The sequence below is a fragment of the Micromonospora sp. NPDC053740 genome (genome assembly GCF_040677775.1).
GTDB lineage: Bacteria > Actinomycetota > Actinomycetes > Mycobacteriales > Micromonosporaceae > Micromonospora > Micromonospora alfalfae.
Window position 1 is genome coordinate 305,897 of record NZ_JBFASO010000009.1, and the last position, 25,646, is coordinate 331,542.

Sequence of the window (25,646 nt, forward strand, 5' to 3'; positions counted from 1 at the left end):
CGGCCTGCGCCGTCTGGTGCGACCTCAAGCTGCGCGCGGCGTACCGAGCCGGAGCTGCCAGCGCGTGCCCTGGCTGGTGAGCCGGACGACAGCCAGCGGCTCCACGTCCACCTGCCGGTACGTCGCCATCGGAAGACCGAGGGCGTGCACCACAGCGACCCGGATCACCAGCGGGTGGGTGACAGCGATGACTCGTCCACCGGCTGCGTGCTGCCCGTCCAGCCAGCTGCCGACCCGATCCCGCACGGCCGTGACGGACTCACCGCCGTGCGGGGCGGAGTCCGGGGCGGACAGCCAGTCGTGCAGGGCCTGCGGCTGCGATTCAGCGATCTCCTCAAGCGACCGTCCGGACCAGTTCCCGTAGTCACAGTCGGCCAACGCGGTCTCGATCGTCGGCGCCAGGCCGAGGGCGTCGGCGGTCTGTCGGGCGGCCACCGCGGGGCTGGCCAGGCAGGTGGCGTTCACGCCGAGGGGCCCGCGCCGGTCTGCATCCGCGCGGGCCTGGGCGAGTGCGGCGCGCAGGCCACCCTCGTCCAGCCCGACGTCGGCGCCGCCGAAGCGGGCGCGGCGCAGCGCGGATGTGTGACCGTGGGCGACCAGCCGAAGGCTGGTGCCGGTCACGTGCTCGGCAGTGCGGTGCCGGCCCGGCGACGCCGCTCGTGGTGCATCAGGGCCGCGAACAGCAGGCCGATGCCGGTCCAGAGCACGACCTGGGTGCCGAGCGAGGCCAGTCGGAAATTCCACAGCAGGGTCGCCGGGAAGTCCGCCGGAACCTCCTGGAAGGACGGCATCACCACGTACGACACTGCCGTCACCAGCAGGAACCCGCCCACGGCCGCAGCGGCACGCAGCCACGTCGGTGCCTGGGCGCCGACCGACCGGTAACCCAGCGAACCGGCCCACACGGCCACCAGCCCGAGCACCACCATCAACAGGTAGGTGACCGTCCGTTGATTGATGGTGGCCGGGTCGCCGACCGCCGGCGGGTTCGCCGGGTACTTGAGGAACGGCACGATCACCGCGCCGAGCAGCGCCGCGCCGGCCAGCAGCAGACCCGACCGCCCGTCGTCGTCGCCGCGCCGCCGCCGGGACAGCAGGACGTACGCCGTGGCCAGCAGGCCACCCATCGCGGCCCCGAACAGGCCGGTGGCCAGGAACAGACCGCCGCGCTGACCCGTCCGGCTGACCAGGGCGTCCTCGTGGTCGTGGGCACCAGCGGCGGGCTCGGCGTGCGTCGACGCCTCCTCGATGGCGATGGCCGCCTCGACGTGCCGTTCGCCAGCGACGTACGCGAACACTCCGGCGAGCAGGCCGGCGATCAGGCCGGCCAGCAGCCCGCGAACGAGGACGGCGACGAACGGGGGAGTGGTGGTGGTCAGTGGCACGGGACGCCCAGCAGGTGCCTGCCGTCGTGCATCAGCTCGTGCAGGTACATCCCGCTGCGCGACACCGCCCCCTGGTCGAAGGCGACGAGGTACGCCAGCAGGGTGAGCACGGCAACGGTCGCGAGGACCGTCCACAGCAGACGAGCACTGCCAACGGGGTGCACCACCGGCTGGCTGGAAGCGGAGCTAGACATGAATACACGAACCTCCCCAGGGATGACGCGTCCCCATCGCAAGGCTGCGGACGACCGAGCGTCCTGGCTCGCGGCCCCCCGGTTGTGGGGAACCGCTCACAGTGGCGCGACCGCGCCGGAATCACACCGGCTTCCCTCGCGTCGCCGCAGATAGTGGGTCGACGGTATCGGTGCCACCGCAGCCGGTCAACCCGAACTTCGCTCGCTCGCCCGGCGTCCGCATACCGGGACGTCAGCGAGGCGGACCAGCCGCAGTTGCCGGTGGATTCGTCAGACCAAAAGGCGACACTGCCCCAAGCCGGTGGTGGCGCGCGTTCCGGTACTCAACAACAGTCTGTTACCGCTAACATGGTCAACCTGCCAGATCGACTCTGTGGCTCCGGGCTGAACCGGAGGGCTCGATCAGCGGCTGGGCGGGGTGTGGGGTGGACGAGAACGCGCCAGGGCGAGTCCGGTGACGACCGGCGAGGTCGCGCGCCGACCGGGCATCGTCGACGCGCATCATCACCTCTGGGTCCGGGCGCGGCACCCACAGCCCTGGGTCGATCCGTACACAATGGCCGCGATCGACGACGACTTCACGCCGGTCGAGCTCGCCCCGGCGGCCCAGGCCGCCGGTGTCACCCAGACCGTTGTCGTCCAGTCCGTCGCCGTTCGGTCCGAGACGCCCGAGCTGCTCGGCATCGCGGCCGACGACCCTCTCGTCGGCGGGGTCGTCGGTTGGGTCGACCTCACCGCCGCCGATGTCGACCGCCGCCTGGCCCGACTACGGAGGGCGCGCGGCGGCGAACGGCTGGTCGGCATCCGGCACCTGGTCCAGTCCGAACCCGACCCGACCTATCTCGACCGCCCCGATGTGCGGCACGGCATCGCCGCGGTCGGTGCCGCCGGCCTCGCCTTCGACCTTCTGGTGGGCCATCGTCAACTGCCGGCGGCGGCCCGGCTCGTCCGCGACCTGCCCCAGGTGCGGTTCGTCCTGGACCACCTCGGCAAGCCCCCGCTCGGGCGCGCCGAACTCGGTGACTGGCAGCGCGACCTGCGGGCGCTCGCGGCCGAGCCCAACACGACGGCGAAGCTCTCCGGTCTGGTGACCGAGGTGGACGGCGGGTCCTGGACGACGGCTCACCTGCGGCCCGCGGTCGAGCACGCCCTCGACGTGTTCGGGCCGGATCGGCTGATGTTCGGCTCGGACTGGCCGGTGTGCCTGCTCGCCACCTCGTACACGGGCTGGGTCGCCGCCCTGGGCGACCTGCTGGATGCGCTGTCCGACGACGAGCGGGCCGCGATCTGGCGTGGGACCGCCGGCCGGGTCTACCGGCTGGCCCCATCCTGAGACGGCAGCGCCGTCCGAGCTGGGGACATAGCATGTTATCGATAACATGCTTGCGGTAGCAGTCGATGTCGATTTGGTCGGACGTATGCCTTCGGTGGTCCAGGTAACGATGGCAAAACATGCCCGCAAGACCTTGGCAACATACGTGAATGCGTGGCAAGGTAACGCCTGATCGTGGGAAACATCCGACCTATCTCCAGTGGATGTGCGGGCACCTAACCGCACCGCCGTCCGGACGGGATCGGTCGCTCACAGGCGTTCGGCTCGTCGGCGGGTCCCCGCCGGACGCCGACGCCACGCTTGGGGAGGTCAGGTCCGACGATGAGTAGCGCCGAGGCAACCGCCGGCACGCAGCGCGGCGAACTCAGCGACTGGTTCCGGGAACGGATCTCCCACGCCGTCTCCGAGTTCACCGCCGCGACCGCACTGGTCGTCCTGTTCATCGCCTTGACCTTCGCGAGTCCCTACTTCCTGACAGCGGACAACCTCTTCAACATCGGGGCCCAGACGGCGGTGATCGCCATCATCGCCACGGCCCAGACGATGGTCATCATCACGAAGGGCATCGACCTGTCAGTGGGGTCGGTCGCCGCGCTCGCCGGCGTGCTGGGCGCGATGGTCGTGCGCGACCTCGGCTTCTCGCTCTGGGCGGCGACGGCGGTCGCGATCGGCGTCGGCGCGCTGGCCGGGCTGTTGAACGGGCTTCTGGTCACTGTGGCCCGGATTCCGCCGTTCATCGCGACGTTGGGGACGATGTCAGTGGGCCGCGGCCTGGTCTTCATCATCACCGGAGCGGTCGGCGTCTACGGCCTGCCCCGGTCCTTCCAACTGCTCGGCAACGGGCAGATCCTCGGCATTCCGTTCGCCGTGGTGATCACCGTCCTGGTCGCCGTCGGGGTCGCCTTCCTGCTCTCCCAGACCCGCTTCGGTCAGTACACCTACGCGATGGGCTCCAATCTGGAGGCGGCCCGCCGCTCCGGCATCCGGGTCGGGCGACACCTGACCGGGGTGTACGTGCTGGCCGGCGTGCTGGTCGGGCTGGGCGGCATGATCGCGGCGTCCCGGGTCAACTCCGGCCAGCCCAACTACGGGATCTCGCTGGAACTCGACGTCATCGCCGCCGCCGTCATCGGCGGGGCCAGCCTGTTCGGCGGGCAGGGCCGGATCGTCGGAACCATCATCGGCGCGTTCCTCATCGCCCTGGTCCGCAACGGCGCCGTCCTGCTCGATATCAGCATCCACTACCAGCAGGTGATCGTTGGCGTGATCATCTGGGCCGCCGTCTACTTCGACCAGTACCGCCGCCGGCGGCTGGAATCACGGGGTTGACATGCCATTCCGAGAGTCCGAACGAGGAAGGACACACACCATGGCACACACCACCACCAGCCGGCGGACGCGAGGACGACTCCTGCGTGCGCAGGCGATCCTGGCCGCGGCCGCGGCGACCGCCCTGCTCAGCGCCTGCGGCGGGGTCGAGGTCCGTGACGGCGGCGACGGCGCGACCAAGGACGCGAGCGGCCCGTTGAAGCTCGCCGTCGTACCCAAGGCGGTCGGGGCCGACTACTGGAACACGGTGAAGGCGGGCGCCGAGTGCGCCGCGCAGCGCGCGGGCGACGTCACCGTCCAGTGGGACGGGGTGACCACCGAGACCGACGTCGAGGGCCAGGTCAACCTGATCCAGAACTTCGTCACCAAGAAGGTCGACGGCATCGTCTACGCGGCGACCGACTCCAGCGCGCTGGCACCGGCCACCGACAAGGCGCTCAGCGCCAACATCCCGGTCGCCATGATCGACTCTGGCACCAGCCCGCAGCCGTCGAACGTGCCCCTCTTCGCCACCGACAACCGCGCGTCGGCGACCGAGGCGGCGAAGCTGCTCGCCACCGAACTCGGCCCCGGCAACCACGAGGTGGCGCTCGTCGAGTTCCAGCCCGGATCGCAGACCAACACCGAGCGGGTCGACGGCTTCAAGGCCGGCCTCGCCCAGTACCCCAACCTGAAGCTGGTCGGCCAGCAGCCGAGCCGCAGTGACGTCAACGAGGCCCGACGGGTCACCGAGAACATCCTCACCGCCAACCCCAAGCTCGCCGGCGTCTTCGCGGCCAACGAGCCGAGCGTGCTCGGTGCCGCGCAGGCCATCCAGGCCGCCGGCAAGTCCGGCAAGGTGGTCATCATCGGCTGGGACGCCGCACCGGACGAGATCGCCGGGGTACGCAACGGCCAGATCTCGGCGCTGGTAGTGCAGAACCCGTTCAAGATGGGCTACTTCGGCGTCGACAAGATGGTCAAGCACCTTCGGGACAAGGCGCCGCTGGCATCGGCCGACACCGGCGTCACGTTCGTCACCAAGGAGAACATCGACTCGGCGGAGATCAAGGCGGTGCTCGAGCCCAGCTGCGCCAACCCGCCGGTGCAGTGATGGGCGCGATCCCCACGGCCACCGCGGACAGCGATCAGCAACCCACCGACGCGGAACCGCCGGTCCTCGAAGCCCGCGGCGTCGTCAAGCGGTTCGGGCACGTCGAGGCGTTGCGTGGCGCCGACTTCACGGTCCGCCGAGGTGAGGTCGTCGCGCTGATCGGTGACAACGGCGCCGGCAAGAGCACGCTGATCAAGACCCTGTCCGGTGTGCACCCGCCCGACGAGGGCGAGATCCGGGTGGGCGGCCGCCCGGTCCAGTTCTCCACTCCGGTCGATGCCCGACGGGCCGGGGTGGAGACGGTCTACCAGGACCTCGCCGTCGCCGACGACCTCAGCGTGGCCGCCAACCTGTATCTCGGCCGGGAGATCCTCCGCTCCGGGCCACTCGGCCGGCTCGGGTTGTTGGACAAACGCGCCATGCGCCAGGGCGCCGCCGCCGCCCTCGACGAACTCGGCGTACGGATCCCCCGGGTCACCACCCCCATCGCGATGCTCTCCGGTGGGCAGCGGCAGTGCGTGGCGGTGGCCCGCGCCATCATCTGGGCAACCAACGTGGTCATCCTCGACGAGCCCACAGCAGCCCTGGGGGTGGTCCAGACCGGGCGGGTGCTCGACGTCGTTCGGCGGGCCCGTGACGCCGGCATGTCGGTGGTGCTGGTGAGCCACAACATGCCGCAGGTGCTCGAGATCGCCGACCGGGTCGAGGTCCTGCGCCTCGGTCGGCGCGCTGCCCAACTCCGCGCCGACGAGGTCACCACCGACGATCTGGTCGCGGCGATGACCGGCAGCACCAACGTGGATCGGGACGAGCGGTGACCGCTGTCGTCCAGCGGGGTGCGCGCGACCCCGCCCGTTCGGCGGCCCGCAGCGGCGTCGGGCCGCCGCTGCGGCTGAGCCCACTGGGCTTCGGCGCCTCCCAGGGCGGCAATCTCTACCGGGCGACGTCGGAGGAGCAGTTCGCCGCCGCCGTGGACACCGCGTGGGCAGGCGGCATCCGATACTTCGACACGGCACCGCACTACGGGCTGGGCCTGTCCGAACGGCGCCTGGGCGCGGCCCTGCGCTCCCGTCCGCGCGGCGAGTACGTGGTGTCGACGAAGGTCGGCCGGCTGCTCGTGCCATCACCGGAGACGGCGCACCGGCGGGATCCGGAGGGGTTCGACGTTCCCGCCGATCATCGCCGGGTCTGGGACTTCAGCCGCGACGGCGTACGCCGTTCGCTGGAGGCGAGCCTTCGGCGCACCGGCCTGGACCGGATCGACGTGGTGTATCTGCATGATCCGGACGAGCATTGGGAGCAGGCCGCGCGCGAGGCGATCCCGGCGTTGGTGGAGCTGCGGGAGCAGGGCGTGATCGGTGCCGTCGGGGCGGGGATGAACCAGTCCGCGATGCTGGCCCGCTTCGTGGCCGAGACCGACGTGGACGTGGTGATGTGCGCCGGCCGGTACACACTGCTGGAGCAGGGCGCGCTGACCGACCTGCTCCCCGTCGCGCAGACCCGCCACGTCGGTGTGGTGGTCGCCGGTGTCTACAACTCCGGGCTGCTGGCTCGGGACGTTCCGCCGCCCGACGCCGTCTACGACTACCAGCAGGCGCCGGCGGAGGTGATCGATCAGGCCCGCCGGATAGCGCGGGTCTGCCAGATGTACGGCGTCACGCTGCCCCAGGCGGCGTTGGCGTTCGTCCGTCGTCACCCGGCCGTGGTCTCGACGGTCGTCGGCATGCGTGACGAGGCCCAGGTGACCGAGACCCTGCGTCGAACTGGTGTCGACGTCCCGGATCAGCTCTGGACGGCGTTGTACGACGAGGGGCTGCTCGACGTGCAGTCGTGAGGGTCGGCTGTCACGACCGGGCCGTCTCGACGCTGGCGTCAGCGTCGTCGGGTAACCCCTGCAACGACTCCTCCACGCCGATCAGGTGGTTCGCCATCCGGGTGCGCGCCCGCTCCGGGTCGCGCGCCACGAGGGCCTTCAGGATCGCCACGTGTTCGTGATGGGTGCGCAGGTCCGCGCCCTCCTCGTGCAGACTCCGCCAGAGCCGGCCCCGGATGGTGCGCCCGGCGAAGGCTTCGATCAGACCGACGAGCACCGGGTTCTCGGCGTGCACCGCGATGATCCGGTGGAAGGCGATGTCGATCTCCATGATCCGCTCGTGGTCCGGCGGTGACTGGCCGATCAACCGGGCTGCCTCTTCGAGCAGGTCACCCGCCTGGGCCAGGGCCTCGTCGGTGATCCTGGTCGCCGCCAGGCAGGCGGCCTCGCACTCCAGCAGCCGGCGAACGGTGTGGATGTGCCGGGGGTCGCCCTGGCCCTGGAAGTCCACGACGAAACCCATCGGGGCCAGCAGTTGTGGCGCGTCGAGGTTGGTGACGTAGGTGCCGTCGCCCTGGCGGATGTTGACGATGCCCAGGATCGACAGCGCCGACATCCCCTCGCGCAGGGACCCCCGCGAGACTCCGAGCTGCTCGGCGAGGTCCTTCTCGATGGGCAACCGGTCCCCGGGCCTGAACTGCCCTTCGAGGATCATCCGCTTGATGCCGTTGACCACTTCGTCAGTGCGAGACATGATCCCCCTAGCGGCCGGTGAGGGTGGCCTTCCCACCCGCGATCACGTACGCCGCCTCCGGAGATGACACGGTAGTCGGGTCTGTCGTCGCCCAGTAGTGGCCGTCGGGAAAGCGGTAGAGCGCTACCGACTCCTGACGCATCCGGGTGGAGTAGCCGGGCTGGCTGGGCAGAACGTATCCGCTGCCCGTGCCGGTGTCCCGGATGATGCAGGGATCGGTGAAGTGCTCGTGCAGGTGGTCGACGAACTCGGTGACCCGGTTGGTGAGGTCCCCCGAGATCGCGACGTAGTCGAGCACCGACACGTGCTGGACCATCTCGCACAGCCCGACACCGCCGGCGTGCGGGCACACCGGGACGTCGAACTTCGCGGCGAGCAGCAGCACGGCGACGATCTCGTTGATGCTGGCCAAGCGGCCGGTGTCCAGTTGGCAGAAGTCGATGGCCTCGGCCTGGAACAGCTGCTTGAACATCACCCGGTTGTGGCAGTGCTCGCCGGTGGCGACGCCGATCGGAGCGACGGCGCGGCGGACGGCCGCGTGGCCCAGGATGTCGTCGGGGCTGGTCGGCTCCTCGATCCACAGTGGTTTGAACTGGGCGAGGGCGGTGACCCAGTCGATGGCCTGACCGACGTCCCACACCTGGTTGGCGTCGATCATCAGGTTGCGATCCGGCCCGAGGATCTCCCGCGCGATCGCGCATCGCCTGATGTCGTCGTCGAGGTTGGCGCCCACCTTGAGCTTGACGTAGCCGTAGCCGGTGTCCACCGCCTCCTGGCACAGCCGGCGCAGCTTGTCGTCGCCGTAGCCGAGCCAACCCGCCGAGGTGGTGTAGGCGGGGTAGCCGGTCCGGTCGAGCTCGGCGAGGCGGGCCGCCTTCGTGCCCTCCTTGGCCCGCAGGATGGCCAGTGCCTCGTCCCGGGTCAGCGCGTCGGACAGGTAGCGCAGGTCCGCGATGTCGACGAGTTGCTCGGGGGACATGTCGACGAGCAGCCGCCACAGCGGCTTGTCGGCGACCCGGGCGACCAGGTCCCACGACGCGTTCAACACGGCCGCCAGGGACAGGTGGACGACACCCTTCTCCGGCCCGAGCCAACGCAGTTGCGAGTCGGAGGTGAGGAGGCGGTAGACGGCGCCCATGTCCGCTGCCATCGTCGCCACGTCCAGGCCCACCAGAAGCTGTGCCTGGTGGACTGCCGCCGCCGCGACGATGTCGTTGCCTCGACCGATGGTGAAGGTCAGGCCGTGCCCCGCGAGTGGCGCGCCCACGCCGTCGACGCCGTCGGTGTGCAGGACGACGTAGGCCGCCGAGTAGTCGCCGTCCTTGTTCATGGCGTCTGACCCGTCAGCGGTCAGGGAGGTGGGGAAGCGGACGTCTTCGACGGTGACGGCAGTGATCTGCGGCATGCGTTCCTCGCCCGGCTAGGCTAAAGATCAGATGATCACAGGGAGTATACGGAGCGCCGCTCCAGCCCGTCAACGATGTCGATCACCGTGGGCCCGCAGACGTATGATGTTTGCCTCGCCGGGTCGATCCGCCTCACCGTCCATCGTGCCCGTTGACGGGCGAAGGTGGCAGGGTGGCGAGCCCGTGGAGATCGGGCGTTCAGCCCACCTCAAGGCATAGGCAGTGGCATATGGGTGCGGTCTGCGGCACCGTGGCCTCGATACGCCACATCCCTGTCGAGTGTCGACACCAGCGCGCAGGGCCCCGTCTCCGGTGCCTGGCGTCGGTCGACGGGGTGTTGTCGGCCGGGGTGGTGACGGTGGTCACCGAGTCGGCCACCGACACGCCCGAGACCGACATGTGGGGTGTGACAACGGCTGCGTCCCTATATATGGTGTCGAGCGCAGCTGGTTCGGCCGCTCATCCGGGGCGGTCGAGGCAACAGGGAACCCGGTGGAAATCCGGGACTGTCCCGCAGCGGTGAGTGGGAACGACCGCCGTCATCAGCACTGGGCCATCAATCGGCCTGGGAAGCGACGGCCAGTAGGAGACCGGCGAGCCCGGTCGTGCCCGCGAGTCCGAAGACCTGCCAGCGCGCCGCGTACCCGCATCCGGGTGGCGCGGCGGTCCGAGGCCGCGTGGGACGGCTGACGCCACCTGACCCACGCCGGGCTGGCGTGGCGTCCGTCGGTGTCTGTCTCCTTGCGTCCGGGCCACCAGGTCTCGAACTCCGAGGAGCGAGTGGTGACAGTCACCGAGGTAGTCCCGGCCAGCGGCGACGCGACAGCGCGGCGGACGCCGATGCAGGTCCGCAAGCGCGACGGCGGCACCGAACCCGTGGACGTGAACAAGATCGTCCGGGCGATCGAGCGGTGGGCCGACGACCTGACCGACGTCGACCCGATGCGGGTGGCCACCCGCACCATCAGCGGGCTCTACGACGGCGCGACCACTGCCGAACTTGACCGGCTGTCCATCCAGACCGCCGCCGAGATGATCGGTGAGGAGCCGCAGTACTCGCGCCTCGCCGCGCGATTGCTGGCCGGCTACGTCGACAAGGAGGTGCGTCGACAGGGCATCACCTCGTTCAGCGCGGCGATCCGGGTCGGCCACGCCGAGGGCCTGATCGGTGACGACACCGCCGCGTTCGTCGCCGCACACGCCGCGACGCTCGACCACGCCATCGACCCGGACGGCGACCGCCGGTTCGAGTACTTCGGCCTGCGCACCGTGTACGACCGCTACCTGCTGCGCCACCCCATCAGCCGACTGGTGCTGGAGACCCCGCAGTACTGGCTGCTGCGGGTGGCCTGCGGCCTGTCCCGGACGGCGGACGAGGCTGTCGACTTCTACCGGCTGATGTCCAGCCTGGCCTACCTGCCCAGCTCACCGACCCTGTTCAACTCCGGCACCCGGCACACCCAGATGTCCTCCTGCTACCTGGTCGACTCCCCGCTCGACGAGCTGGACTCGATCTACCAGCGGTACGCCCAGGTCGCCAACCTGTCCAAGTTCGCCGGTGGCATCGGCATCGCGTACTCCCGGGTGCGCTCCCGGGGAGCGCTGATCCGGGGCACGAACGGGCAGTCCAACGGCATCGTGCCGTGGCTGCGCACGCTGGACGCGAGCGTCGCCGCTGTGAACCAGGGTGGCCGACGCAAGGGCGCGGCCTGCGTCTATCTGGAGCCGTGGCACCCGGACATCGAGGAGTTCCTGCAACTGCGGGACAACACCGGCGAGGACGCCCGACGCACCCACAACCTCAACCTGGCCAACTGGATCCCGGACGAGTTCATGCGGCGGGTCGAGGCCGACGAGCCGTGGTCGCTGTTCGACCCGCACGAGGTGCCCGAGCTGCCCGACCTGTGGGGCGAGCGGTTCGACGCCGCGTACCGCCAGGCCGAGGCGCAGGGTCTCTACGTGCGGCAGGTCCCGGCACGGGAGCTGTACGGGAAGATGATGCGGACCCTCGCCCAGACCGGCAACGGCTGGATGACCTTCAAGGACGCCGCCAACCGGCTCTGCAACCAGACCGCCGAGCCGGGCAACGTGGTGCACCTGTCGAACCTCTGCACCGAGATCGTCGAGGTGTCCAGTGACACCGAGACCGCCGTGTGCAACCTCGGCTCGGTGAACCTAGCCGCCCACCTCACCGCCGGCGGCATCGACTGGGAGCGGCTGCGCGCCACGGTACGGACCGCGGTGACCTTCCTCGACCGGGTCATCGACATCAACTACTACCCGACCGCGCAGGCGGCGGCGAGCAACCCCCGCTGGCGGCCGGTCGGACTCGGGCTGATGGGCCTACAAGACGTCTTCTTCGCGCTGCGGCTGCCGTTCGACTCGCCGGCCGCCCGGGAGCTGTCCACCCTGATCAGCGAGGAGCTGTACCTGACCGCGCTGGAGACCTCGGCCGACCTGGCGCGCGACTTCGGCGCGCATCCGGCGTACCCGCAGACCCGGGCCGCGCGGGGCCAGCTCCAGCCCGACCTGTGGGGTGTCGAGGGTACGCAGACCGCGCGGTGGGACGCGCTGCGCGAGCGGGTCGAGGCGTACGGGCTGCGCAACTCGCTGCTGGTGGCGGTCGCGCCGACGGCCACCATCGCCTCGATCGCCGGGTGTTACGAGTGCATCGAGCCGCAGGTGTCCAACCTGTTCAAGCGCGAGACCTTGTCGGGGGAGTTCCTCCAGGTCAACACCGCTCTGGTACGCGAGCTGAAGGCCCGCGGTCTGTGGACCGAGCGGATCCGTTCGGCGATCAAGCGGGCGGAGGGGTCCGTGCAGGAGATCGCCGAGCTGCCGGCCGCCGTACGGGAGCTGTTCCGCACCGCGTGGGAGCTGCCGCAGCGGGCGCTCATCGACCTGGCCGCCGCCCGCGCCCCGTTCATCGACCAGTCCCAGTCGCTGAACCTGTTCCTGGCCGCGCCGACCATCGGCAAGCTCTCCTCGATGTACCTGTACGCCTGGAAGGCCGGGCTGAAGACCACCTACTACCTGCGCTCGCGTCCCGCGACGCGGATCCAGCAGGCCACCGTCAGCGCTGTCGCGCCAGTCGTCGTCGACGCGGAGGCGCTGGCCTGCTCGCTGGAGAACCCCGAGTCGTGCGAGGCCTGCCAGTGACCCCCGCCGAAGCCGCCACCACCGACGCCAGCATCACCGACACGAGGACCACGCACATGCTGCTCGACCCCGGGATGGACCTGACTCTCCGCCCGATGCGCTACCCGCACTTCTTCGACAGGTTCCGCGACGCGATCCGCAACACCTGGACGGTCGAGGAGGTCGACCTGCACGCCGACCTCGCCGACCTGGACAAGCTGTCGCCGGCCGAACGGCACCTGGTCAGCCGCCTGGTGGCGTTCTTCGCCACCGGTGACACGATCGTCGCCAACAACCTGGTGCTCAACCTCTACCAGCACGTCAACAGCCCGGAGGGTCGCCTCTACCTGTCCCGCCAGCTGTTCGAGGAGGCCGTGCACGTCCAGTTCTATCTCAACCTGCTCGACACGTACGTGCCCGACGAGACCGAGCGCTTCGAGGCCTTCGCGGCCATCGAGAACATCCCCTCGATCCGTCGCAAGGCCGAGTTCTGCTTCCGGTGGATCAACTCCCTCAACGACCTGCGCGAGCTGCGCTCCCGCGAGGACCGGCGCACGTTCCTGCTCAACCTGATCTGCTTCGCCGCCTGCATTGAGGGGTTGTTCTTCTACGGCGCGTTCGCGTACGTCTACTTCCTGCGTTCCCGCGGCCTGCTGCACGGCCTCGCCTCGGGCACCAACTGGGTGTTCCGCGACGAGTCCATGCACATGGCGTTCGCGTTCGACGTCGTCGACACCGTTCGCGTCGAGGAGCCGGACCTGTTCGACGACGACCTCGCCGACCAGGTTCGCCGGATGCTCACCGAGGCGGTCGAGTGTGAGGTGCAGTTCGCCGAGGACCTGTTGGGCCATGGTGTGCCCGGTCTGACGTTGGCCGACATGCGGGAGTACCTCCAGCACGTCGCCGACCGCCGACTCGCCCAGCTCGGCATCGCGGCGCACTACGGGTCGAGCAACCCGTTCGGCTTCATGGAGTTGCAGGACGTGCAGGAGCTGTCCAACTTCTTCGAGCGGCGGGTGTCGGCGTACCAGGTCGGGGTGACCGGCACCGTCGCCTTCGACGACGACTTCTAGGCGGCAACCGATCCGGGGGCCTGGCGTCGCTTCGTGAGCCACCGCATCACGTGCAGGGGGTGCGACGCCGGGTCCGGGATCGGGTGGAAGACGTGTTCGACAGCGCCGTCGGCGACGATCAGGGTCAGCCGCTCGTAGAGCGTCATGTCGCCGGCGGCGCGGGTCGGCAGCCGCAGGGCGTCGGCCAGGGTCAGCCTCGGGTCGGGGATCAGCGGGTAGGGCAGTCGCAGCCGGTGGGCGAGTTCCCGCTGGTAACCGGTCGACTGCGCGGACAGGCCGTAGACCCGTGCGGCACCGGCCGCGCGGAGTTCCGCGTGGTGGTCGCGGAACCAGGCGGCCTGCTCGGTGCTGCCGCGCGCGCCGTGGATCTCCAGCAGCCCGTTGGGCAGGTCGACGCCCGGTCGTCCGGTCAGTGGGTAGACGAAGATGACGCTGCGACCGGCGCCGAGCGCGCCGAGATCGACCGGGCGGCCGTCGGTGCCGTAGAAGGCCAGCGGTGGCAACCGGACGCCGACCAGCGCGGTGGGGTCGGCGCCCTCGGCGGGACTGCCGGGTACGACCTGGGTCGCGGCGGCGTCCAGGCGGGCGTCCAGCGCGTCCCGCTGGGCGGTCAACTTGCCGATCCGTTCCTGCAGGTTGCCGATGGTGCTGCGGTACGTGGCCACCGCCGCGGCGCACACGTCGGTGTCGTCGGCGCCACCGGCGATCGACTCGACGAACGGGCGGGTCTCCTCGACGGTGAGGCCGAGCGCCATCAGCTCGCGGATCTGGGCCACCAGCCGCACCGCGATCGGGTCGTACTCGCGGTAGCCGTTGCTCAGCCGCCGGGGCACGACCAGCCCGGCCGACTCGTAGTACCGCAGTGCCCGGACCGTGGTTCCGGTCCGTCGTGCCAACTCACCCACCCGCATCCCGCGACCCTAAACCCGCACCCCGGGGTACGGGTCAACGTGTCCATCGTCGCGGTGCCAGGGCCGCCGTTTCCTGCCAGTCTGGCTGCGAACAGGCAGCTTGAGCAGGGAGTGTGTGATGACGGCAATCAGTCGCGTGCGTGGTCGGCAGATCCTCGACAGCCGGGGCAACCCGACGGTGGAGGCCGACGTGGTCCTCGCCGACGGGTCGACCGGGCGGGCGGCAGTGCCGTCCGGCGCGTCGACGGGAGCGAACGAGGCGGTCGAGCTTCGCGACGGGGACCTGACGCGTTTTCACGGCAAGGGGGTCAGCACTGCCGTCGCCGCGGTCAACGGCGAGATCGCCGACGCGGTGCTCGGGCTCGACGCGGAGGACCAGGCCCTGATCGACGAGACGATGATCGCTCTCGACGGTTCGAAGGACAAGGGTCGACTGGGTGCCAACGCGATCCTGGCGGTGTCCCTGGCGACCGCGAAGGCGGCGGCGTTGGCCCACCGGCAGCCGCTCTACCGCTATGTCGGTGGTGTCGGCGCCCGCCTGCTGCCGGTGCCGATGATGAACATCATCAACGGCGGCGCGCACGCCGACAATCCGCTCGACTTCCAGGAGTTCATGATCGCCCCGGTCGGAGCGCAGACCTTCGCCGAGGCGGTCCGGATGGGTTCGGAGGTCTTCCACACCCTCAAGGCGTCCCTGGCCGCCGCCGGGCACAACACCAACGTCGGCGACGAGGGTGGCTTCGCGCCAAACGTCAAGGGCGCGGACGAGGCGCTGCGGTTCGTGTCGCGGGCCATCGAGGAGAGCGGCTACCAGCCCGGCGCCGACGTGCTGATCTGCCTCGACCCCGCGAGTTCGGAGTTCTTCCACGACGGCGTCTACGACTACGTCGGCGAGGGCCGTCAGCGGACCGTCGACGAGCACATCGACTACCTGCTCGACCTTGTCTCCCGGTACCCGATCAGCTCGATCGAGGACCCGATGGCCGAGGACGACATCGCCGGCTGGAAGCGGCTGACGGCGGCGGCGGGGGAGCGCGTGCAGCTGGTCGGCGACGACGTCTTCTGCACCGATGTCGACCGGCTGCGCGACGGGATCGACGGCGGTTACGCCAACGCGATCCTGGTCAAGGTCAACCAGATCGGCACGCTCACCGAGACCCTGGCGACGGTGGACGCCGCCCACAAGGCCGGGTACCGGGTGGTGATGTCGCACCGGTCCGGGGAGACCGAGGACACCACCATCGCCGACCTGGCCGTGGGCGTCGGCTGCGGGCAGATCAAGACCGGCTCGCTGTCGCGCTCCGACCGTACGGCCAAGTACAACCAGCTCATCCGCATCGAGGAGGAACTCGGCCACCGCGCTGTCTACGCCGGAGGTCGCTGACGGCTGTGCTCCGGTCGAGTGGTGGGGCTCAGTTTGGTGAGGAGCTTCTCCACCCGGTCCCGGATCTCGTCGCGGATCGGGCGGACGGCGTCGACGCCCTTGCCGGCCGGGTCGTCGAGCTTCCAGTCCTCGTAGCGTTTGCCGGGGAAGACCGGGCAGGTGTCGCCGCAGCCCATGGTCACGATGACGTCGGAGGACTGCGCTGTCGCGTACTCCAGGAGTTTGGGGGTCTGGTCGGTGATGTCGATGCCGACCTCGCGCATGGCCTGCACGGCGGCGGGGTTGATCGTCTCGGCCGGAGCGGAGCCGGCCGAGCGGACCTCGACGGTATCGCCGGCGAGGTGGCGTAGCCAGCCGGCGGCCATCTGGGAGCGGCCGGCGTTGTGGACGCAGACGAACAGGACGCTGGGTCTGTCGCTCATGTCGGGGTTGCCTTCCGGTTACGTGGTCGCGGATCGCGGGGGAGTGAAGAAGCGGCGGCGCGCCCACAGGGAGACGTAGACGAGCCCGACCAGGACGGGCACCTCGATCAACGGGCCGACGACCCCGGCGAGGGCTTGGCCGGAGGTGACGCCGAAGGTGCCGATCGCGACGGCGATGGCGAGTTCGAAGTTGTTGCCGGCGGCGGTGAACGCGAGGGTGGTGGTGCGTTGGTAGCCGAGACCGATGGCCCGGCCGAGGGCGTAGGAGCCGGCCCACATGAGCGCGAAGTACACCAGCAGGGGCAGGGCGATGCGGACGACGTCCAGAGGCCGGCTGGTGATGGCGTCGCCTTGCAGGGCGAACAGGATCACGATCGTGAACAGCAGCCCGTATAGGGCGGCCGGGCCGATCCTGGGCAGGAAGCGGGCCTCGTACCAGGCGCGGCCCCTGGCGCGCTCGCCGAGGCGGCGGGTGAGGTAACCGGCGAGCAGCGGGATGCCGAGGAAGACGAGCACGTTGGCGGCGATGTCCCAGGCCGAGATCGTCAACTCGGTGCCGGAGAGCCCCAGCCACTGGGGGAGCACGGAGAGGTAGAACCAGCCGAGTACACCGAAGGCGACGACCTGGAAGACGGAGTTGAGGGCGACCAGGACGGCGGCGGCCTCCCGATCACCGCAGGCGAGGTCGTTCCAGATGATGACCATGGCGATGCACCGGGCCAGGCCGACGATGACCAGGCCGGTGCGGTACGCGGGCTGGTCAGCCAGGAAGATCCAGGCCAGGGCGAACATCACGGCGGGGCCGACCAGCCAGTTGAGGACCAGCGAGGAGATCAGCAGCCGGCGGTCGCCGGTGACGGTGTCGAGCCGGTCGTAGCGGACCTTCGCCAGGACCGGGTACATCATGATCAGCAGGCCGATCGCGATCGGTAGCGAGATCCCGCCGATCTGCACCGCGTCCAGGACGCTGTTCAACCCGGGTATCAGCCGACCGAGGAGCAGGCCGGCGGCCATCGCCAGACCGATCCACACGGGCAGGAACCGGTCGAGTCGGGAGAGTCGGCCGACGACGGCGCTCTCGCCCGGCTCGCTCCGCAGGGTCGTTGTCATGTCGCCGGCGCCACGGTGAGCAGTGCGGCGAGCTGGCGCAGGATGCCCGACCGGGCGCGGTAGTAGACCCAGGTGCCCCGGCGTTCGGCGTCGACCAGCCCCGCCTCGCGCAGTGTCCTGAGGTGGTGCGAGATGGTCGGACCGGTCAGGTCGAACGCGGGGGTCAGGTCGCAGACGCAGATCTCCCCGGTCTCGGCGGAGGCGATCATCGACAGCAGTTGCAGCCGCACCGGGTCGCCGAGGGCCTTGAACGCGGGCGCGAGCACCGCAGCGGCCTCGGCCGGTACGCGTCGCTCGGCCAGCGGGGCGCAGCACGACACGTCAGCCGCCGGACCTGCTTGATTCGACATTGCTCTAGGTTGACACTTCTCTAATCAGTGTGCAACTGTCTGATTCGATGGACGTCGAGACAGTCCTCTGATCTCTTCCGGAAGGGAACCCCGCTGATGGTTGACATCGCCGTGCGGCCCATGACCGACGCCCATGCCGACCGGGTCCTGGCGATCTACCAGGCCGGGTTGGACGCCGGCAATGCCAGCTTCGAGATCACCGCCCCGACCTGGGCGGCGTTCGACGCCGCGCGCCTGGCTGCGCACCGCTTCGTGGCCGTCGACAGCGACGGGGTGGTGCTCGGCTGGATCGCCGTCTCGCCGACCTCGACCCGCGCTGTCTACGCCGGAGTGGTCGAACACTCCGTCTACGTGGACCCGGCCGCCCAGGGGCGGGGCATCGCCCGACTGCTGCTGAGCGCGCTGATCGCCTCCACCGAGGCCGCCGGCATCTGGACCATCCAATCCGGAGTCTTCCCGGAGAACACCGCCAGCCTCACAGTCCACCAACGAGCCGGCTTCCGGGTCATCGGCGTACGCGAGCGGGTCGGTCGCCATCACGACCGCTGGCGCGACGTCGTCCTGCTGGAACGCCGCAGCCCCACCATCACCTGACCAGCCGTGGCCCTCGACCCGGGCCACCACACCGAGGAGCCACTGATGACCGCTCTGGACGACCTTCCCACCATCGTCATCGGCGCCGGTCCGACCGGTCTCGCCGCCGCCGCGCACCTGCACGAACGCGGACTGCCCTTCACCGTCCTCGAAGCCGGCGACACCCCGGGCGCCGCGGTACGCCAGTGGGGGCACGTGCGGGTCTTCTCGCCGTGGCGTTACAACATCGACCAGGCCGCCCGTCGGCTCCTCGACGAGGCCGGTTGGGTCGCCCCCGACCCGGGGACACTGCCCACCGGCGCGGAGCTGGTCGACGACTACCTCCGGCCCCTCGCGCAACTGCCGCAACTGAAGCCACACGTGCGGTACGGGGCACGGGTCGAGGCGATCAGCCGGCTCGGCCTCGACCGGCTGCGTACCGCCGGGCGCGACACCGCACCGTTCCTGCTCCGCCTCGCCGACGGCGACGAGCTTGTCGCCCGCGCCGTCATCGACGCCTCCGGCACCTGGAGCACGCCGAACGTCCTCGGCGCGTCCGGTCTGCGCGCGCGAGGGGAGGCGGAGGCGGCGGCGTACCTGGAGCACGCGCTGCCGGACGTCCTCGGCGCCGACCGGGGCCGGTTCGTCGGCCGGCACACACTGGTGGTCGGCGCCGGTCACTCGGCCGCGAACACCCTGCTGTCCCTGGCGGAGCTGGCCGCCGTCGAGGCCGGCACCGAGGTGACCTGGGCCATCCGGGCCGCCGCGCCGACGCGTACCTACGGTGGTGGAGACGCCGACGCCCTCCCGGCGCGGGGCGCGCTCGGCGCACGGCTGCGTGCGCACGTCGACGCCGGACGGATCCGGCTGCTCACCGGCTTCTCCGTGCGGGCGCTCACCCCGACCGACGGCCGGGTGAGTGTGGCCCTGCGGCATGGCGACGGCAGCGCCGAGTCGATCACCGTCGACCGTGTTGTCGCGGCCACGGGCTTCCGCCCCGACCACAGCATCGCCGCCGAGCTGCGGCTGGACCTCGACCCGGTGCTGGGCGCGACCCGTGCCCTGGCCCCGCTGATCGACCCCAACGAGCACTCCTGCGGCACGGTGCCGCCGCACGGCGTGGACGTGCTCGCCCACCCGGAGCACTGCTACTTCGCCGTCGGCATGAAGTCCTACGGCCGGGCGCCGACGTTCCTCATGGCCACCGGCTACGAGCAGGTCCGCTCCGTGGTCGCCGCGCTCGCCGGTGACTGGGCGGCCGCCCGCGACGTCCAGCTCGACCTGCCCGAAACCGGCGTGTGCAGCAGTGATTCCGCCGTCTCGGCGGGCGACGACTGCTGTGGGTCGCAACCGACGGGGCGTGGACTGTCCACGGGCATCTCCGGCGGGCTGCGGTCCGCGCCGATCAGCCTCGTCGCCCTCGACGCCGCGCCAGCAGGAGGTTGTTGCGCCAGCTGATCACCGGTACGACGGTGCCCGTGGCCCTCGCGGTCGGCGGGCGCCGTCACCGTCGGCTGGCGCAGGCCACGCAGGTACGCGCGGACGGGCGGGCGACGAGCCGCTCGGCGGGAATCGGACGGGAGCACCGTTCGCACACGCCGTAGCTGCCGTCGTCGACCCGTCGCAGCGCGACGTCCAGCTCGGCCAGGCGTCGGCGGGTGGCGTCCAGGACGGCGGTGAGCTGCGCGCGTTCGAAGGCGATGGTGCTGCCCTCGGGGTCGTGTTCGTCATCGGCGTTGGACGACCGGGACGCCTCGAAAAGACTCCGCAGGTCGCCGTCCAGGGCGGTGGCCTGAGCCTCGGTCTGCTCGCGAAGCCGCAGCAACTCCTCGCGGACCGCGCTGATATCGCTGTTCATGACCATTCCACAGTACCTGGGGGATGACAGCGGTCACATCACTGGCATTCCGAGACGACCGGTCATATCGTGGTGTCTGTCAGTCAGCCGGTACCCCGGGCGAGAGGAGGGCCACGAGATGCCACGACCGAAGTCACCGGCCTCCGTCGGAACCCGGCAACGGTTGTCCGACGCGGCGTTGGACCTGTTCCACCTGCGCGGCTACAACGGCACGAGCGTCCAGGACATCGTCGCCGCCGCCGGGGCGCCCAAGGGCACCTTCTACAACCACTTCGCCAGCAAGGAAGACCTCGCCCTCGACTCGGTGGCGAGATACTCAGCGGCGATGGGGCTGGAAATGCTCGACGAGAAGCGGGGCGGCACGCCGCTGGAGCGGATCACCGCTCACCTGAGATACATCACCGGCCTCGGCGACACCATGGGTGATCGCGGATGCCTGCTCGGCAACTTCGCCACCGAGATCCCGGCACACAGCGATGTTCTGCGGAACGCGGTCGACGCCGGCTTCGGCCGCTGGGTCGCCGCGCTCGCCACGGCGATCGAGCAGGCGCGGGCCGCCGGTGAACTGCACGGCGACGAACCCGCCGCCGATCTCGCCGGCTTCGTCGTCTCCAGCTACGAGGGCGCGGCAGCGCGGGCGAAGGCATCCGGTGACCCGGCCGCACTCCAGGAGTTCTTCACGATCACCACGGCCCGGATCCTCACCTGATCCGGGTCCGATCCCAGCGGTGACAGCCCGCGTCGTCCCATCGGCGCGGCGCGTACCCAATCCAAGACGACCGGTCGTACGCCTTCGACCGGGAAGCAGCACCCCGCACCTGAGGAGTGAGACATGAGCACCTACCTGATCAACCACCTGCGTATCCCGGGCGGAGTTCCGACCGAGGATTCCCTGCGTTACCTGGAGCAGGTGCAGGCCACCACCGAGGCGTACGGCGCCAAGTGGCTCGTCCTGGACGCCGAGGTGCAGGTCCTCGAGGGCAGCTGGCCCGGTTCGGTCGTGCTGATCGAGTTCCCGGACGCGGAAACCGCCAGGACCTGGTACAACTCACCCGAGTACCAGGCGATCCTGTCGCTGCGCGTCGATCACACCATCAACGACCTGGTCCTGGTGGACTCGGTCGGCCCGGACTTCACTGTGGCGGGCTACGCGCGTCAGATCCGGACCCTGCTCGGCCAGTGACCAGCGCTCGCTGACCTGCCGTACCGCGATCCCCGCGCACGCCGTGCCGTGCGCGGGGATCGGCTACATGAAGTTGCGGGTGTGCAGGGCGGAGAGCGCCGCCGCCTCGTCGACCCGGAAACCCAGCCGGACGAGGCGGCGCTGACGGCCCTGATCCATCGCGTGCTGCAGAGCCCGCACCCGGTCGAAGCCGGCGGACACGTCATTCGGCTGCCAGCCACCCGCCGCGAGCACCACCAGCGCGTCGAAGACATCAGCGTTGAGCCCAGCCGTGTCGACCAGCGCGTCGTGGCGGCGGTGGATGGCCGCCCGCAGCCGGTCCCGCAGCAGCGGATCCAGCTGCGCCTGATGCTCCAGGTGTGCCATGCCGAACACCACGTGCCGGCGCTCGTCCTGCATCGCGAGCCAACAGATCCGGCGGGTCACCGGGTCCGGGGCGACCTCGTGCAGGAACGAGAGCAGATCGACGAAGCTGCCCTCGCCGAGCACGGAGAGCAGGAACGACGCCAACGCGAAGTCCGACTCCGCGACGAGGGTGAACAGCGACTGGCGACCGCCAGCGGATGACGTGCCCATCTCGGCGCCCCGCAGCAGGGCCCGCCGGCTGAAGACCTCCATGTGCCGGGCCTCGTCGGCCATCTGCACGGCGAGCAGCTGCACCACCTCCCGAAAGTGCGGATGGATGCGCCCCACGAACCGGGCCGGCACGACGAGGGCGGCCTGCTCGTTCTCGACCAGATAGGTCATCACCTGCACCACAGCGGCCTCGACGTCGGCCGGCAGCGCGAACGGGTCGTCCCACGGCACCGCGGTCTGCGGGTCCCACTGTCGGGCGGCGGCCTGCGCGTACAGGTGTGGGGCGATGTCGGCCCAGACCAGGTCGCGGTCGTCCAGGTCGAACCGGGCCTCCGGACCACCGGCTTCCAGGAGCGCGCCCCGGGCGCCGAGCCCCCACCTTGCGGGCGGACGGCTGCTCAGCGCCGACGGCAGGGCCGACCCGGCCCGCTCAGCGCCGAACCAGCGGTCGTCATCCGTCGACCCCCGGACCACCACCGCCACCAGCTCGTTCGCCTCGCTCCGATCAGGCCATTCGACCCGATGACCCCGGCCACGACACCAGGCCGGCAGGTGGACGCGCAGCGCCGGGTCGCGACCGGAGACCGCCAACCGGCCGCCGGGCGGCAACCCGGCCAGGGCGCGCTGCACCAGCAGGTGCGCGCCACTGCCGAAACCCAGGTCACCCAGGTCGACAGCGGCGACAGGTGTCCAACTCACGGCCGGTAGTGCGGGGCCGTCACCCGCCCGTCGAGGGAGTAGAAACCGCTGGCGTCGACAGCGGCGGCGAGGGCGTCATACCCGGTGGTGCGGCCCTCCCGCCAGGCCGTCAGCCCCTCCAGGTCGAGCAGTGGACGCACCTGCGGATCGGCGTACGACATGCCGAGCAGGAGCGTGCCGAAGAGCCGGACGCCTTCGGACTCCGGCGCGCGGACAGTCATGTTGCAGTGGTCGTAGCGTGCGGTCTGGGCCACGATCCGGGTGCCCTCGGGCGGTAGCGTGCCCTCCTGGACGAACGCCAGGTGGTTGGCGTCGATCATGCAGGCGGCGTCGACCTCCCCGGCCACCAGGGCGCGCGCCGCGTCGCGCTCGCCGCCGATGTGGTCGCCGTGCAGGCCGACACCCACGTCGAAACGGCGTACGTCGACAGTGACCCCGGCCGCCGCCAGGTGGCCCAGCGGAATGAGCGTCGCCTGTGGACTGTCGATCGCCCCGACGGCGACCACCCGTCCGGCGAGGTCGGTGAGCTGGCGCACCGGCGAGTCCGCGCGAACCACGACGATCGAGGTGAGGTCCTGGTCGGTGTCGCGCATGGTGAGCGCGCGCACGCCAGTGCCGTCGGCGGCCGCCAGTCGCTCGGCCCGCAGCCAGGCCAGGGGAGAGTTCCAGGCCGCGTCGATCCGCCCGGCGACGAGGTCCTCCACCTGTCGTTCGTAGTGCGAGTAGAGGACGAAGTCGAAGTCCAGGCCCCGCCCGCGCAGCCAGGTGCGGAAGCCCTCCCAGATGGTCACCACCTTCGGGTCGTACGCGACGGCGCCCATCAGGACGGTAGGCGCGGGCATCAGCGGTTGGCCTCGTCGAGCAGCGGCAGCCCGGTGGCGAGCCGACCGACGAAATCGTGCAGCGCGTCGGTGGTCGGCGCCATCACCCGGGCCGCGCGGGCGTCCCGGAAACGACGCTCAAGGCCCAACTCCTTGCGGAAGGCGCTGCCCCCGCAGAGCTGCATCGCGCCATCGGTCACGTCGGCGACTGTCTCGCCGGCGAGCGCCTTGACCTGGAGCACCCGCAGCATCGCGTCGTCCCGGCCCGTCTCCAGAGCGGTGAGCGTGTCACCCAGGAAGGCACGCAGCGCGTCGGTGCGGATCATCAGCCGGGCGAGGTCGCGTCGGGTGACTGGCGCGTCGCGCAGGGCGGCGCCGGTGTGCGCGAGCGTGGTCCTGGTCAGGTGTCGACTCGCCTCGGCCACGGCGCTGTCGGCGAGACCGAGGCAGAAAGCGGCGTTGAGCACCAGGAACCAGGGCAGGACCGCGCCGAGAGCGGTGTCGAGCCCGGCCCCGTCGGCGGCCATCCTCGCCGTCGCCGGAACCCGGAGCCCGTCGGCGGTCATCGGCCGAGAGCCGTTGCCCCGCAGACCCAGCCCGTCGAAGTCGCCGGCCACGCTCAGGCCGGCGCTGTCGGCCGGCACCAGCCACAAGGTCATCGGACCGGCGTCGAGGGTCAGCGGAAGGCTCGACCAGACGTAGCTGTTGGCCTCGCCGGCCGAGGTGACCCAGCTCTTACGGGCGTCGAGGCGGACTGTGTCGTCGTCTGCGGCTGTCGCGGTGCCGGTCGGCGACCAGAAGTGGCTGCGCGATCCGTACTCGGAGAAGGCCAACGTGGTGAGGTGATCCCCGGCGGCGATGGCGGCGCGGACGTCGCGCGGGGCGTGCGCCTCGACGACGGCGGTCGCCGCGTAGTGCATGAGCACCACCATCGCTGTGGACCCGCACTCGGCGGCCAGCCGCTCGATCACCTCGGCGACCGTCCGCATGCCGTGGCCGGCGCCACCGACCTCGGTCGAGGAGGCCAGGCCGAGCAGGCCGGCTGCGGCGAGAGCGTCGACACCCGGACGGGGGAAGGCCCCGTCCCGGTCGACGATCGGCGCCTGCGGGCGGATCACGTCGTCGATCACCGTGCCGAGCGTGTCAGTGGGATCGGTGGCGGTCTGGACATTGTCGACACTGGTCGTCATGCTCGGTTGCCCCTTCAGGGAGGCCGATGGGACCGCCGTCGACACTATCCGAACCCGTAGACGGAGCGCGAGCGTCGGATCACCGTCCGGCGCGGGCGTTGTCCCGATGGGGTCGGCCGTGCCCGTCGTCCCGGTCGATGCGCAGCTCGCGCTCCAACTCGGTGATGACCGCCCGCAGGTCGTCAAGCCGTTGGGTGAGCGCGATCCGGTCCACCTCGTCCGGTACGCCGTCGCCGTCCTCGTCGTATCCGGGGGCCAGTCGCTCGGTCATCTCCAACCGGCGAGCCTCCTCCATGGAGTTCACGATGACCGCGATGAGGATGTTGAGCAGCAGGTTGACGGTGATGACCACGTAGCTGACGTAGTAGAGCAGCGTCCATGGTGAGATCGCCAGGCCCTGCTCGATGAGGTCCGGCAGCGTCTCCAGCGACAACAGCACGAACAACGTCAGCAGCGACCGGCCGATGTCGCCGTACTCCTGCGGATACCTGGTGCCGAAGATCAGCCAGCCGGCCATGCCGTACACGTAGAGCGTCACGACGGCCAGGGCGAGGAACCCGGTCACGCCCGGCAGGCTGCGCCACAGCGCGGAGACGATGGTCCGCAGACCCGGCGAGAACCGCACCAGGCGGACCATGCGGGCGACCCGGACGACCCGCAGCAGCGCCGGATCGCCGTGCAGACCCGGGATGAAGATCGCCGCGATCACCACGAAGTCGAAGACGTTCCAGCCGTGCCGGAAGAAGTCCTGTGGGCGTCTGCCGTAGGCGGCCAGCCGGATGGCGATCTCGACGACGAAGACGGCCCGGAAGAGCAGTTCCAGCCCGTGCAGCGCGGTGCCCGCCGGGCTCAGATCGTCGTACGTCTCCAGGCCGAGAACGATGCCGTTGGCAAGGATGACCACGACGATGGCGATCTCGAAGGGCCGTGACCGGGCGAGCTGGTCGCATCGGTCGGTCCAACCCGAGCGGTTGCCCGGTGTGGACGGCCCACCCCGCGGGGTGGGCACTGCTGCGTCGCTCACCAGTCGACCGGCTCGATCGTGTGACGG

The 25,646-nt window shown here is 70.4% G+C and carries 26 protein-coding genes and 2 riboswitches; of the genes, 12 read left to right on the plus strand and 14 right to left on the minus strand.

Features of this window, described 5'->3' with window-relative positions; all coding sequences use genetic code 11:
- Positions 1 to 24: 24 nt before the first annotated feature.
- The 3 genes from AB0K35_RS24085 to AB0K35_RS24095 are packed head-to-tail and all read right to left on the minus strand — an operon-like array spanning position 25 to position 1,579.
- The gene (locus tag AB0K35_RS24085; protein ID WP_363887732.1) at positions 25 to 621 is read right to left on the minus strand and encodes a histidine phosphatase family protein; all 597 of its coding nucleotides are present in this window, start codon (positions 619 to 621) and stop codon (positions 25 to 27) included.
- On the minus strand, positions 618 to 1,385 hold the full coding sequence (locus AB0K35_RS24090; protein WP_238668436.1) for a CbtA family protein: 768 nt from the start codon (positions 1,383 to 1,385) through the stop codon (positions 618 to 620). Before AB0K35_RS24090 ends, AB0K35_RS24085 begins: the two co-directional genes overlap by 4 nt.
- The gene (locus AB0K35_RS24095; protein WP_238668435.1) at positions 1,376 to 1,579 is read right to left on the minus strand and encodes a CbtB domain-containing protein; all 204 of its coding nucleotides are present in this window, start codon (positions 1,577 to 1,579) and stop codon (positions 1,376 to 1,378) included. The genes AB0K35_RS24090 and AB0K35_RS24095 overlap by 10 nt, the downstream gene beginning before the upstream one ends.
- A 58-nt stretch (positions 1,580 to 1,637) precedes the next feature.
- Positions 1,638 to 1,714, minus strand: a riboswitch (cobalamin riboswitch).
- A 319-nt stretch (positions 1,715 to 2,033) separates the two neighbouring features.
- Here AB0K35_RS24095 and AB0K35_RS24100 point away from each other — a divergent pair.
- From AB0K35_RS24100 to AB0K35_RS24120, 5 genes are all read left to right on the plus strand, one after another.
- Complete coding sequence (locus AB0K35_RS24100; RefSeq protein ID WP_363887736.1) at positions 2,034 to 2,912, plus strand: amidohydrolase family protein; 879 nt, start codon at positions 2,034 to 2,036, stop codon at positions 2,910 to 2,912.
- 321 nt (positions 2,913 to 3,233) lie between these two features.
- Positions 3,234 to 4,241, plus strand: a complete 1,008-nt coding sequence (locus tag AB0K35_RS24105) for an ABC transporter permease (protein ID WP_091406814.1) — start codon at positions 3,234 to 3,236, stop codon at positions 4,239 to 4,241.
- Between the two features lie 40 nt (positions 4,242 to 4,281).
- A complete protein-coding gene (locus AB0K35_RS24110) occupies positions 4,282 to 5,334 on the plus strand; it encodes an ABC transporter substrate-binding protein (RefSeq protein WP_091406812.1) in 1,053 nt (350 codons plus the stop codon).
- Entirely contained in the window at positions 5,334 to 6,152 is an 819-nt protein-coding gene (locus AB0K35_RS24115) for an ATP-binding cassette domain-containing protein (protein ID WP_238668433.1), read from the plus strand. The genes AB0K35_RS24110 and AB0K35_RS24115 overlap by 1 nt, the downstream gene beginning before the upstream one ends.
- Positions 6,149 to 7,168 carry an aldo/keto reductase gene (locus AB0K35_RS24120; RefSeq protein WP_363887740.1) on the plus strand — a complete coding sequence of 340 codons (1,020 nt, stop codon included), beginning with the start codon at positions 6,149 to 6,151 and terminating at the stop codon, positions 7,166 to 7,168. Before AB0K35_RS24115 ends, AB0K35_RS24120 begins: the two co-directional genes overlap by 4 nt.
- 10 nt (positions 7,169 to 7,178) lie before the next feature.
- Here the strand turns inward: AB0K35_RS24120 and AB0K35_RS24125 are convergent, their stop codons facing one another.
- Both AB0K35_RS24125 and AB0K35_RS24130 read right to left on the minus strand, forming a co-directional pair.
- Complete coding sequence (locus tag AB0K35_RS24125) at positions 7,179 to 7,901, minus strand: FadR/GntR family transcriptional regulator (RefSeq protein ID WP_238668431.1); 723 nt, start codon at positions 7,899 to 7,901, stop codon at positions 7,179 to 7,181.
- Between the two features lie 7 nt (positions 7,902 to 7,908).
- The gene (locus AB0K35_RS24130) at positions 7,909 to 9,306 is read right to left on the minus strand and encodes an enolase C-terminal domain-like protein (protein ID WP_238668430.1); all 1,398 of its coding nucleotides are present in this window, start codon (positions 9,304 to 9,306) and stop codon (positions 7,909 to 7,911) included.
- 431 nt (positions 9,307 to 9,737) lie between these two features.
- Positions 9,738 to 9,955: riboswitch (cobalamin riboswitch) on the plus strand.
- Positions 9,956 to 10,147: 192 nt separating this feature from the next.
- Between AB0K35_RS24130 and AB0K35_RS24135 the strand changes: the two genes are divergently transcribed.
- On the plus strand, positions 10,148 to 12,466 hold the full coding sequence (locus AB0K35_RS24135) for a ribonucleoside-diphosphate reductase subunit alpha (RefSeq protein ID WP_238668659.1): 2,319 nt from the start codon (positions 10,148 to 10,150) through the stop codon (positions 12,464 to 12,466).
- Positions 12,467 to 12,522: 56 nt separating this feature from the next.
- Positions 12,523 to 13,518, plus strand: coding sequence for a ribonucleotide-diphosphate reductase subunit beta (locus AB0K35_RS24140; protein WP_238668658.1), 996 nt, complete (start codon positions 12,523 to 12,525; stop codon positions 13,516 to 13,518).
- On the opposite strand, the gene AB0K35_RS24145 is transcribed toward AB0K35_RS24140, so the two are convergent.
- Positions 13,515 to 14,429: a MerR family transcriptional regulator gene (locus AB0K35_RS24145; protein ID WP_363887743.1), complete on the minus strand. Its 915-nt coding sequence runs from the start codon at positions 14,427 to 14,429 to the stop codon at positions 13,515 to 13,517. The two genes, AB0K35_RS24140 and AB0K35_RS24145, sit on opposite strands and share 4 nt — an antisense overlap.
- 118 nt (positions 14,430 to 14,547) lie before the next feature.
- On the opposite strand from AB0K35_RS24145, the gene eno reads away from it, so the two are divergent.
- Positions 14,548 to 15,813, plus strand: coding sequence for a phosphopyruvate hydratase (eno, locus tag AB0K35_RS24150; RefSeq protein WP_238668428.1), 1,266 nt, complete (start codon positions 14,548 to 14,550; stop codon positions 15,811 to 15,813).
- On the opposite strand, the gene AB0K35_RS24155 is transcribed toward eno, so the two are convergent.
- From AB0K35_RS24155 to AB0K35_RS24165, 3 genes are read right to left on the minus strand one after another with little or no spacing between them, the layout of a single operon-like run.
- Entirely contained in the window at positions 15,795 to 16,235 is a 441-nt protein-coding gene (locus tag AB0K35_RS24155) for an arsenate reductase ArsC (protein ID WP_363887746.1), read from the minus strand. The genes eno and AB0K35_RS24155 overlap by 19 nt on opposite strands.
- 18 nt (positions 16,236 to 16,253) lie before the next feature.
- On the minus strand, positions 16,254 to 17,345 hold the full coding sequence (gene arsB / locus AB0K35_RS24160; RefSeq protein ID WP_238668426.1) for an ACR3 family arsenite efflux transporter: 1,092 nt from the start codon (positions 17,343 to 17,345) through the stop codon (positions 16,254 to 16,256).
- On the minus strand, positions 17,342 to 17,695 hold the full coding sequence (locus AB0K35_RS24165) for a metalloregulator ArsR/SmtB family transcription factor (protein WP_363887748.1): 354 nt from the start codon (positions 17,693 to 17,695) through the stop codon (positions 17,342 to 17,344). The genes arsB and AB0K35_RS24165 overlap by 4 nt, the downstream gene beginning before the upstream one ends.
- A 96-nt stretch (positions 17,696 to 17,791) precedes the next feature.
- Between AB0K35_RS24165 and AB0K35_RS24170 the strand changes: the two genes are divergently transcribed.
- Together AB0K35_RS24170 and AB0K35_RS24175 are read left to right on the plus strand one after the other, a co-directional pair.
- Positions 17,792 to 18,289 (plus strand): N-acetyltransferase family protein, encoded by a 498-nt coding sequence (locus AB0K35_RS24170; RefSeq protein WP_357365943.1) that lies wholly within the window; start codon positions 17,792 to 17,794, stop codon positions 18,287 to 18,289.
- A 45-nt stretch (positions 18,290 to 18,334) separates the two neighbouring features.
- Entirely contained in the window at positions 18,335 to 19,726 is a 1,392-nt protein-coding gene (locus AB0K35_RS24175) for an FAD-dependent oxidoreductase (protein WP_363887751.1), read from the plus strand.
- Positions 19,727 to 19,772: 46 nt separating this feature from the next.
- Here AB0K35_RS24175 and AB0K35_RS24180 read toward each other — a convergent pair whose 3' ends face one another.
- Complete coding sequence (locus AB0K35_RS24180; RefSeq protein WP_363887753.1) at positions 19,773 to 20,126, minus strand: TraR/DksA C4-type zinc finger protein; 354 nt, start codon at positions 20,124 to 20,126, stop codon at positions 19,773 to 19,775.
- Positions 20,127 to 20,244: 118 nt separating this feature from the next.
- Between AB0K35_RS24180 and AB0K35_RS24185 the strand changes: the two genes are divergently transcribed.
- Complete coding sequence (locus AB0K35_RS24185; RefSeq protein ID WP_238668421.1) at positions 20,245 to 20,835, plus strand: TetR/AcrR family transcriptional regulator; 591 nt, start codon at positions 20,245 to 20,247, stop codon at positions 20,833 to 20,835.
- A 123-nt stretch (positions 20,836 to 20,958) separates the two neighbouring features.
- Positions 20,959 to 21,309: a DUF1330 domain-containing protein gene (locus AB0K35_RS24190; RefSeq protein WP_238668420.1), complete on the plus strand. Its 351-nt coding sequence runs from the start codon at positions 20,959 to 20,961 to the stop codon at positions 21,307 to 21,309.
- A gap of 63 nt (positions 21,310 to 21,372) precedes the next feature.
- Here AB0K35_RS24190 and AB0K35_RS24195 read toward each other — a convergent pair whose 3' ends face one another.
- The 4 genes from AB0K35_RS24195 to AB0K35_RS24210 form a co-directional block, all read right to left on the minus strand.
- Positions 21,373 to 22,584 (minus strand): ferritin-like domain-containing protein, encoded by a 1,212-nt coding sequence (locus AB0K35_RS24195; RefSeq protein ID WP_363887756.1) that lies wholly within the window; start codon positions 22,582 to 22,584, stop codon positions 21,373 to 21,375.
- Positions 22,581 to 23,426 carry a PhnD/SsuA/transferrin family substrate-binding protein gene (locus AB0K35_RS24200; RefSeq protein ID WP_363887759.1) on the minus strand — a complete coding sequence of 282 codons (846 nt, stop codon included), beginning with the start codon at positions 23,424 to 23,426 and terminating at the stop codon, positions 22,581 to 22,583. Before AB0K35_RS24200 ends, AB0K35_RS24195 begins: the two co-directional genes overlap by 4 nt.
- Positions 23,426 to 24,595: an acyl-CoA dehydrogenase family protein gene (locus AB0K35_RS24205; protein ID WP_238668417.1), complete on the minus strand. Its 1,170-nt coding sequence runs from the start codon at positions 24,593 to 24,595 to the stop codon at positions 23,426 to 23,428. Before AB0K35_RS24205 ends, AB0K35_RS24200 begins: the two co-directional genes overlap by 1 nt.
- Positions 24,596 to 24,674: 79 nt before the next feature.
- Complete coding sequence (locus AB0K35_RS24210; RefSeq protein WP_363887762.1) at positions 24,675 to 25,619, minus strand: ion transporter; 945 nt, start codon at positions 25,617 to 25,619, stop codon at positions 24,675 to 24,677.
- Between the last annotated feature and the right edge of the window lie 27 nt (positions 25,620 to 25,646).

Excerpts from the sequence above, each read along its gene's own strand:
- AB0K35_RS24205 (WP_238668417.1), bottom strand. The coding sequence starts at position 24,595 with ATGACGACCAGTGTCGACAATGTCCAGACCGCCACCGATCCCACTGAC.
- AB0K35_RS24125 (WP_238668431.1), bottom strand. The coding sequence starts at position 7,901 with ATGTCTCGCACTGACGAAGTGGTCAACGGCATCAAGCGGATGATCCTC.
- AB0K35_RS24140 (WP_238668658.1), top strand. The coding sequence starts at position 12,523 with ATGCTGCTCGACCCCGGGATGGACCTGACTCTCCGCCCGATGCGCTAC.
- AB0K35_RS24185 (WP_238668421.1), top strand. The coding sequence starts at position 20,245 with ATGCCACGACCGAAGTCACCGGCCTCCGTCGGAACCCGGCAACGGTTG.
- AB0K35_RS24200 (WP_363887759.1), bottom strand. The coding sequence starts at position 23,426 with ATGCCCGCGCCTACCGTCCTGATGGGCGCCGTCGCGTACGACCCGAAG.
- arsB (WP_238668426.1), bottom strand. The coding sequence starts at position 17,345 with ATGACAACGACCCTGCGGAGCGAGCCGGGCGAGAGCGCCGTCGTCGGC.
- AB0K35_RS24115 (WP_238668433.1), top strand. The coding sequence starts at position 5,334 with ATGGGCGCGATCCCCACGGCCACCGCGGACAGCGATCAGCAACCCACC.
- AB0K35_RS24135 (WP_238668659.1), top strand. The coding sequence starts at position 10,148 with ATGCAGGTCCGCAAGCGCGACGGCGGCACCGAACCCGTGGACGTGAAC.
- AB0K35_RS24155 (WP_363887746.1), bottom strand. The coding sequence starts at position 16,235 with ATGAGCGACAGACCCAGCGTCCTGTTCGTCTGCGTCCACAACGCCGGC.
- AB0K35_RS24175 (WP_363887751.1), top strand. The coding sequence starts at position 18,335 with ATGACCGCTCTGGACGACCTTCCCACCATCGTCATCGGCGCCGGTCCG.
- AB0K35_RS24170 (WP_357365943.1), top strand. The coding sequence starts at position 17,792 with ATGGTTGACATCGCCGTGCGGCCCATGACCGACGCCCATGCCGACCGG.
- AB0K35_RS24130 (WP_238668430.1), bottom strand. The coding sequence starts at position 9,306 with ATGCCGCAGATCACTGCCGTCACCGTCGAAGACGTCCGCTTCCCCACC.
- AB0K35_RS24095 (WP_238668435.1), bottom strand. The coding sequence starts at position 1,579 with ATGTCTAGCTCCGCTTCCAGCCAGCCGGTGGTGCACCCCGTTGGCAGT.
- eno (WP_238668428.1), top strand. The coding sequence starts at position 14,548 with ATGACGGCAATCAGTCGCGTGCGTGGTCGGCAGATCCTCGACAGCCGG.
- AB0K35_RS24165 (WP_363887748.1), bottom strand. The coding sequence starts at position 17,695 with ATGTCGAATCAAGCAGGTCCGGCGGCTGACGTGTCGTGCTGCGCCCCG.
- AB0K35_RS24110 (WP_091406812.1), top strand. The coding sequence starts at position 4,282 with ATGGCACACACCACCACCAGCCGGCGGACGCGAGGACGACTCCTGCGT.
- AB0K35_RS24105 (WP_091406814.1), top strand. The coding sequence starts at position 3,234 with ATGAGTAGCGCCGAGGCAACCGCCGGCACGCAGCGCGGCGAACTCAGC.
- AB0K35_RS24190 (WP_238668420.1), top strand. The coding sequence starts at position 20,959 with ATGAGCACCTACCTGATCAACCACCTGCGTATCCCGGGCGGAGTTCCG.
- AB0K35_RS24145 (WP_363887743.1), bottom strand. The coding sequence starts at position 14,429 with ATGCGGGTGGGTGAGTTGGCACGACGGACCGGAACCACGGTCCGGGCA.
- AB0K35_RS24180 (WP_363887753.1), bottom strand. The coding sequence starts at position 20,126 with ATGAACAGCGATATCAGCGCGGTCCGCGAGGAGTTGCTGCGGCTTCGC.